General features: G+C 71.7%; 7 protein-coding genes. 5 read left to right on the forward strand and 2 right to left on the reverse strand.

The annotated features are described in order from the left end of the window. Window positions 1-21 precede the first annotated feature (21 nt). The 4 genes from FV218_RS21585 (at window position 22) to FV218_RS21600 (ending at window position 5,190) form a co-directional block, all read left to right on the forward strand. A complete protein-coding gene (locus tag FV218_RS21585) occupies window positions 22-1,188 on the forward strand; it encodes an aminotransferase (RefSeq protein ID WP_147711505.1) in 1,167 nt (388 codons plus the stop codon). 48 nt (window positions 1,189-1,236) lie between these two features. Continuing rightward, window positions 1,237-1,710 carry a DUF4112 domain-containing protein gene (locus tag FV218_RS21590; RefSeq protein WP_147711506.1) on the forward strand — a complete coding sequence of 158 codons (474 nt, stop codon included), beginning with the start codon at window positions 1,237-1,239 and terminating at the stop codon, window positions 1,708-1,710. 28 nt (window positions 1,711-1,738) lie between these two features. Then, window positions 1,739-2,869: an ABC transporter permease gene (locus FV218_RS21595; RefSeq protein WP_147711507.1), complete on the forward strand. Its 1,131-nt coding sequence runs from the start codon at window positions 1,739-1,741 to the stop codon at window positions 2,867-2,869. A gap of 227 nt (window positions 2,870-3,096) precedes the next feature. Then, on the forward strand, window positions 3,097-5,190 hold the full coding sequence (locus FV218_RS21600; RefSeq protein WP_147711508.1) for an EAL domain-containing protein: 2,094 nt from the start codon (window positions 3,097-3,099) through the stop codon (window positions 5,188-5,190). Window positions 5,191-5,250: 60 nt separating this feature from the next. On the opposite strand, the gene FV218_RS21605 is transcribed toward FV218_RS21600, so the two are convergent. Next, the gene (locus tag FV218_RS21605) at window positions 5,251-5,583 is read right to left on the reverse strand and encodes a hypothetical protein (protein WP_147711509.1); all 333 of its coding nucleotides are present in this window, start codon (window positions 5,581-5,583) and stop codon (window positions 5,251-5,253) included. A 257-nt stretch (window positions 5,584-5,840) separates the two neighbouring features. Between FV218_RS21605 and FV218_RS21610 the strand changes: the two genes are divergently transcribed. Next, window positions 5,841-6,161, forward strand: coding sequence for a multidrug efflux SMR transporter (locus FV218_RS21610; protein WP_056088444.1), 321 nt, complete (start codon window positions 5,841-5,843; stop codon window positions 6,159-6,161). Window positions 6,162-6,165: 4 nt separating this feature from the next. Here FV218_RS21610 and FV218_RS21615 read toward each other — a convergent pair. After that, window positions 6,166-6,658, reverse strand: a 493-nt coding sequence (locus tag FV218_RS21615) for a transglutaminase-like cysteine peptidase (RefSeq protein ID WP_147711510.1), incomplete at its 5' end; no start/stop codon positions are given.

The following is a 6,658-nucleotide window of genomic DNA, read 5'->3' on the forward strand; positions in this document are numbered from 1 at the left end:
CCCGTCGTGCCCCCGGACGTCATGAATCCCGTCTTCGCGACCCTGCCGACGACCATCTTCACCGTCATGTCGGGCCTCGCCCGCGACCTCGGGGCGATCAACCTCGGCCAGGGCTTTCCCGACGATCCCGGCCCCGAGGACGTCCGCCGCAGGGCGGCCAAGGCGGTGCTCGACGGCGACAACCAGTATCCGCCGATGATGGGGCTGCAGGCCCTGCGCGGCGCCATCGCGGCGCATTACCGGCACCATCAGGCCCTCGACCTCGACCCGCAGACGGAGGTGATGGTGACCTCGGGCGCCACCGAGGCCCTGGCCTCCGCCCTGCTGTCGCTCATCGCGCCCGGCGACGAGGTCGTGCTGTTCGCCCCCCTGTACGACGCCTACCTGCCCCTGGTGCGCCAGGCCGGCGGCGTGCCCCGCATCGTCAACCTCCGTCCGCCGCATTTCGGGCTGGAGGAGGAGGCCCTGGCCCGGGTGTTCTCCGACCGCACGAAGCTCGTGGTGCTGAACAACCCCCTCAACCCCAGCGCCACGGTGCTGTCCGGCGAAGACCTCGCGCTGCTGGCGCGGTTCTGCACCCGCCACGACGTCACGGCCGTCTGCGACGAGGTGTGGGAGCACATCGTGTTCGACGGGGCGGCGCACGTGCCGCTCATGGCCCTGCCCGGCATGCGGAACCGGACGGTGAAGATCGGCTCGGCGGGCAAGATCTTCGGGCTCACGGGCTGGAAGGTCGGCTTCGTCATGGCGGCCCCGCCGCTCCTGCGCGCCATCGCCGGTGCCCACCAGTTCCTCACCTTCACCACGGCGCCCTGCCTGCAGGAAGCCGTGGCCTACGGGCTGGGCAAGTCCGACGCCTATTTCTCCGAGATGCGGGCCCGCTTCGCCCGCTCCCGCGACCGCCTGAGCGCGGGCCTCGCCGAGCGCGGCTTCACCGTGCTGCACTCGGCCGGGACCTACTTCCTCAACATCGACATCGCCCCCTTGGGCTTCACCGACGACGTGGCGTTCTGCGACGCCCTGGTGCGCCGGCACGGCGTCGCCGCGATCCCCGTGAGCGCGTTCTACGACGCGGATCCCGTGCGCCACGTCGTGCGCCTGTGCTTCGCCAAATCCGACGCCACCCTGGACGCTGCCCTCGACCGCCTCGGCGACGCCGCCGGGGGAACCGGGTGGAGGGCCGCGTGATGCGCGCCGGCATTGCGGGCGGACGCGGCCGGGGCCACATCCCGTGCCATGAGCACACCGCGCATCCCCCGAAGCCCCGTCCTGGACGCCACCCGAGACGCCGGTGTGGCGACGCCGTTCCGGCCCAGGGCCGACGACCGCGAGGCGACGCTCCTGCGCCTGGAGGCGCTGGCGCACCTCATGGACTCGGCCTTCCTGATTCCGGGCATCAACCGGCGGGTCGGCCTCGACGCCGTGGTCGGCCTAGTGCCGATCGTCGGGGATGTCGCCGGCATGCTCATCGCCTCCTACGTGGTCAACGAGGCGCGCCGCCTCGGGGCGCCGCGCTGGCTCGTCGCCCGGATGATGGCCAACGTGGTGTTCGACGGGGCCCTCGGCATCGTCCCCATCGCCGGCGACCTGTTCGATGCGGCGTTCAAGGCCAACCGCCGCAACGTCGCCCTGCTGCGCCGCCACCTCGAGAAGACCGGCGGCCTGCGCCCAAACGAGATCGAGGGCACCGCCGTGCGCATCGACGGCTGACACGGGCGTCGCGCGCCGGGGGCACCCAATGAATCAGGTCGCCCTGTCCCCCGCCGCGGCATCCGTGGCGCCTCCCCGCACGGGCTGGCTCTCGCCCCTGTCGCGGCGGCGCCTCGCCAACTTCCGCCGGAATCGCCTCGGTTACTGGTCGTTCCTCATCTTCGCCGCCCTGTTCGGCACGAGCCTGTTCGCCGAATTCATCGCCAACGACCGGCCCCTCGTCGTGTCCTACAAGGGCGAGATCCTGTTTCCCGTCCTCATCGACTATCCGGACGAGAAGTTCGGCGGGTTCTACGCCCGGCCGAACTACCGCTCGGCGGAGACCCGCCGGGAGATCGCCGACAACGGCTGGGCGATCTGGCCGCCGATCCCCTATGCCTACGACACCATCATCGACGGGCTGCCGACCCCCTCCCCGTCTCCGCCGACCTGGATGCTGACGGAGGAGCAGTGCCGGTCCGTGGGCGAGCCCTGCCGCGACCTCGAAACGCACTGGCTCGGCACCGACAACACCACCCGCGACGTGCTGGCGCGGATCATCTACGGCTTCCGCATCTCGGTGCTGTTCGGGCTGATCCTCGCGGTGATCTCGTCGGTGATCGGCGTCGTCGCCGGCGCCGTGCAGGGCTATTTCGGCGGCTGGGTCGACCTCGCCCTGCAGCGCTTCATCGAGGTGTGGAGCGGAATCCCGACCCTCTACCTCATCATCATCATCTCGGCCTTCATCGAGCCGGGCTTCTTCGTGCTCCTCGGCATCCTGCTGCTGTTCTCGTGGGTGTCGCTGGTGGGCGTCGTGCGGGCCGAGTTCCTGCGGGCGCGCAACTTCGAGTACGTCCGCGCCGCCCGCGCCCTCGGCCTGTCGAACATCCGCATCATGAGCCGGCACCTCCTGCCCAACGCCATGGTGGCGACCCTGACGTTCCTGCCGTTCATCCTCAACGGCTCCATCGGCACGCTGACGTCCCTCGACTTCCTCGGCTTCGGCCTGCCGCCGGGTTCCGCGTCCCTCGGCGAACTGCTGGCCCAGGGCAAGGACAACATCCAGGCGCCCTGGCTCGGGCTGACCGGCTTCCTCGTCGTCGCCGTGATGCTGAGCCTCCTGGTCTTCGCCGGCGAAGCCGTGCGCGATGCTTTCGATCCCCGCAAATCCTTCGGCTGAATTTTAGGCCTGCTCTTCGGAGATGCGGGCGTCGTCCGACTCCCTGCTGCGGAAACTCGGGTCTCTGCTGAGCGACGTCTTGGGGTACGCTTTCGAACAATCCGCTCGGCCGGGCAACGGGCGGGTTTGTCCGGCAGAGGTCGCGGCTCTCCTTTGAGGAAAGAAACAAACTTATAAGTATTGTGCGCAATCCTCGCGGCTGAACGTCAGCGACCGGTTTCGGAATCATGCTCCTGAACACCCCATCGGACGCGCGGAGGCCCGATGTCGACCCCGTTTCGCGGGAGGCGGCGTCCGAGGCCGGCCTCGCGCGGATCACGGCCCTCGCCGCCGGATGCCTCGGGATGCCGACGGCCTGGGTCGCCCTCGGCACGGGACGGACGCGGACGATCCGGGGCGCCTTCGGGTTCGAGGACGGCACGGCCGGCGCGGCGGCGATGCGGCCCTGCGCCACCGCCGCCCTGGTCGATGCCGGGGGGCGACGCCTCGGCGACCTCTGCGTCGGGGCGCGGGCCCGGAAGTCCCGACCCCAACAGTCCCCTATCGTCGCGCCCCTCGACCCCGCGCTGGCGGGCCGGCTGGACGCCTTCGCCGGCCTCGTCGTCGACCACCTCGCCCGCGAGGACCGGGCGGCGACGGACGGCATCGCCCGGGGTCTGGCCGGGGCGGCGGCCTACGCTTTCCTCGCGGTGGACACCGCCGGCACCATCACCTTCGTCAACCGCGCCACCGAGATCCTGTTCGACTACGCGCCGGGGACGATGGTCGGGCAGGACGTCGAGATCATCATCCCGCCGTCGTTCCGGAAGATGCACGGCGAGCGCTTCGCCGGGTTCGTGGCCCGTGCGCCGTCCCGCCTCGTCGGGCGGACCATCGAGCTCACGGCGCAGCGCCGCGACGGCACGACCCTCCCCATCGAGTTCTGCCTGTCGACCTGGACCGAGGACGGGCGGGTCGGGATCGGCGCGATGATGCGCGACATCAGCGAATGGCGCGCCCGCGACGACCAGCTCCTGCGCATGGCCCACCACGACGGCCTCACCGGCCTCGCCAACCGCGCCCGGTTCGCCGAACGCCTCGCGACCGTCCTGGCGCAGGGCCACTCCGCCACGGTGATGCTGCTCGACCTCGACGGCTTCAAGGAGGTCAACGACAGCCTCGGCCACGCCACCGGCGACGCCCTGCTGCAATCCGTGGCCGTGCGCCTGCCCCTCTGCGTCGGGGCGGACGTCACCGTGGCGCGGATGGGCGGCGACGAGTTCGCGATCCTGCTCGGCCCCTGCGGCGATCCCCGGGTGGCGGCCGTCACCGCCACCCGCATCCTCGACGTGTTCCAGGCGACGTTCCAGATCTCCGGGCACACCTTCCATGTCGGCCTCAGCCTCGGCGTCGCCATCGGGCACGGGCCCGAGACCGACCCGGAGGCGCTCATCGCCGATGCGGACCTGGCCCTCTACCAGGCCAAGCGCGACGGACGGCGGTGCTTCCGCCTGTTCGAACCGGCCATGCGGGCGGCCGTGATCGCCCGCCGGACCCTGCACGACGAGCTGAGCCACGCCCTGGCGGCGGGCGAGCTCGTGCTGCACTACCAGCCCCAGGTGGCGTTCGATACGGGCCGGGTCGTGGGCGCCGAGGCGCTGCTGCGCTGGCAGCATCCCCGGCGCGGCCTGCTGCTGCCGGCCGTGTTCCTGTCCGCCCTCGAGGCCCATCCCATGGCCACCGGCATCGGCCGCTGGATCATCGACGAAGCCTGCCGCCAGGCGGCCCAGTGGCGGGCGGCGGGCCTCCCGCCGCTCCGGGTCGCCATCAACCTCTTCGCCGCCCAGCTCCTCGCCGGCACCCTGGCGGAGGACGTGAAGCGCTCGCTCGCGACCTACCGGCTGCCGCCGTCCACCCTCGAACTCGAAGTGACCGAGCGCATCGCCCTGCGGGCCGACGACGCGGTGCTGGAGCCGATCCGGGCCCTGCACGCCCACGGGGTCGCGGTGGCGTTCGACGATTTCGGCACGGGCTACGCCTCCCTGTCCTCCCTCAAGCGCTTCCCCCTCACCCGCCTCAAGATCGACCGCAGCTTCGTGCGCGACGTGCTCACCGACCGGCACGACGCCGAGATCATCCGCGCCATCCTCGGCATGGCCCAGAGCTTCGGCCTGGAGGTCATCGCCGAGGGCATCGAGGGCCCCGACCAGGAGGCGATCCTCCGGGCCATGGGCTGCCACGAGGGCCAGGGCTACCTCTACGGCAAGGCCATGGCGCCCCAGGACCTCGCCACCCTGATCCGCGAGCGCGGCGCGGCGCGCCCGAACACCGCCGTGGCGTGACGCCGCCGTCCTGCCCACGGCGCTGTCCCGAGAGCGTGGGGTTTCGGCGTCAGGCTTCGCTCACAGGGGCCGGGTGCCGCCGGTGAGCAGCCAGCCCCTGGCCCGCTGGAGCAGGGCCGGGCGGACGCGGGCGACGTCGTCGCCATCGACGAGGGGCGAGGCCGAGAGGGCGCTGAGGTAGGCTGCCTCGCGGTCCTGGCAGGCGTGCAGGGACGCCTCGGCCGCGCGGGGGCGCGCCGTGAGCGCGGCCTGCAGGGTGAAGGCGCGGTGGAGGCAGCCCCGCCAGGCGGCGTGCCGGTCGGCGACGGTGCCGGCCCGGGCCGGGGACACGCCCAAAAGACCGAGCGAAACCGCGAGGAGGAGCACGGGCGCGGCGCCGGACCGGGTCGTCATGGAAATCGGTCTCCGAAGGACCGCCAATCTCGCAAACGATGCTGAATCGATCGTGACGGCGGCCTCGCCGGGATGTGCCGTTTCGGGACGATCCCCGGCCGGTTCGGGCGGAACGGGGCCGGGGCGCGGGTTGCCAACGGAGCCTCGACGCGCCAAGGAGGCCGCCGATCACGGGGTCCGGGACGGCCCGGCCGCGCACCCCCCGCGTCTCACGACGACAATTGCCCCCGGGGCGGGGAAGGAAGCGGAGCGCCGCCATGGCCTGGATCGTCCTCGTCGCCGCCGGCCTCCTCGAGGTCGTGTGGTCCTTCGCCATGAAGCAGTCGGACGGGTTCTCGCGGCCCTGGCCGACGGCGATCATGGTGGTGACCATGGTGGGCAGCGTCGGGCTCCTGGCGCTCGCCATGCGCACCCTGCCGCTCGGCACCGCCTACACCATCTGGACCGGGATCGGCGCCGTCGGCGCCTTCGTCGTCGGCATCGTGGTCCTCGGCGAGGACGCCAGCCCGGCCCGCATCGTCGCGGCGGCGCTCATCGTGTCGGGCCTCGTGACCATGAAGCTCGCCAGCCCGCAGTAGGGGCTCAGCGGTTGGCGGTGGTGACCGGCGAGGTGGCGCGGCCGAGGGAGACCCAGGCCTGGGTGTCCTGGCTCTCGCGCTTGATGAAGGTGTAGCCGGTCTGGCGCCAGGACTGGACGGCGCTGGTCTTGTTGTCGAGGATGAAGTCGCCGCGGTCGGTGATGAGGGTCAGGACCGCGTGGCCCTCGCCCTTCTCGTCGATGACCACGGTCATCCGCATGGCCCGGCGCGGCAGGCCGGCTTCGGCCAGGAGCTTGCGCTTCAGGAGCTGGAAATCCTCGCAATCGCCCGAGCCGTCCTCGGCGAGGTCCCAGCGGTCGGCGACGTGGAGGTGGTCCATGTCGGTCACCGCCCGCAGGGACTTGTTCACCCGGCGGTTGATGGAGACGATGGTGTTCCAGGTGCCGGCGTCGAGGGCGATGGTGGCGGGCTCGGTGCGGTCGACGGCGCACTCGGCCGCGTAGGTCTCGCAGAAGGTGACCCAGGCGGCGATGGGG

This window comes from Methylobacterium sp. WL69 (genome assembly GCF_008039485.1).
Taxonomy (GTDB): domain Bacteria; phylum Pseudomonadota; class Alphaproteobacteria; order Rhizobiales; family Beijerinckiaceae; genus Methylobacterium.

Excerpts from the sequence above, each read along its gene's own strand:
- FV218_RS21585 (WP_147711505.1), top strand. The coding sequence starts at position 22 with ATGAATCCCGTCTTCGCGACCCTGCCGACGACCATCTTCACCGTCATG.
- FV218_RS21595 (WP_147711507.1), top strand. The coding sequence starts at position 1,739 with ATGAATCAGGTCGCCCTGTCCCCCGCCGCGGCATCCGTGGCGCCTCCC.
- FV218_RS21610 (WP_056088444.1), top strand. The coding sequence starts at position 5,841 with ATGGCCTGGATCGTCCTCGTCGCCGCCGGCCTCCTCGAGGTCGTGTGG.
- FV218_RS21600 (WP_147711508.1), top strand. The coding sequence starts at position 3,097 with ATGCTCCTGAACACCCCATCGGACGCGCGGAGGCCCGATGTCGACCCC.
- FV218_RS21590 (WP_147711506.1), top strand. The coding sequence starts at position 1,237 with ATGAGCACACCGCGCATCCCCCGAAGCCCCGTCCTGGACGCCACCCGA.
- FV218_RS21605 (WP_147711509.1), bottom strand. The coding sequence starts at position 5,583 with ATGACGACCCGGTCCGGCGCCGCGCCCGTGCTCCTCCTCGCGGTTTCG.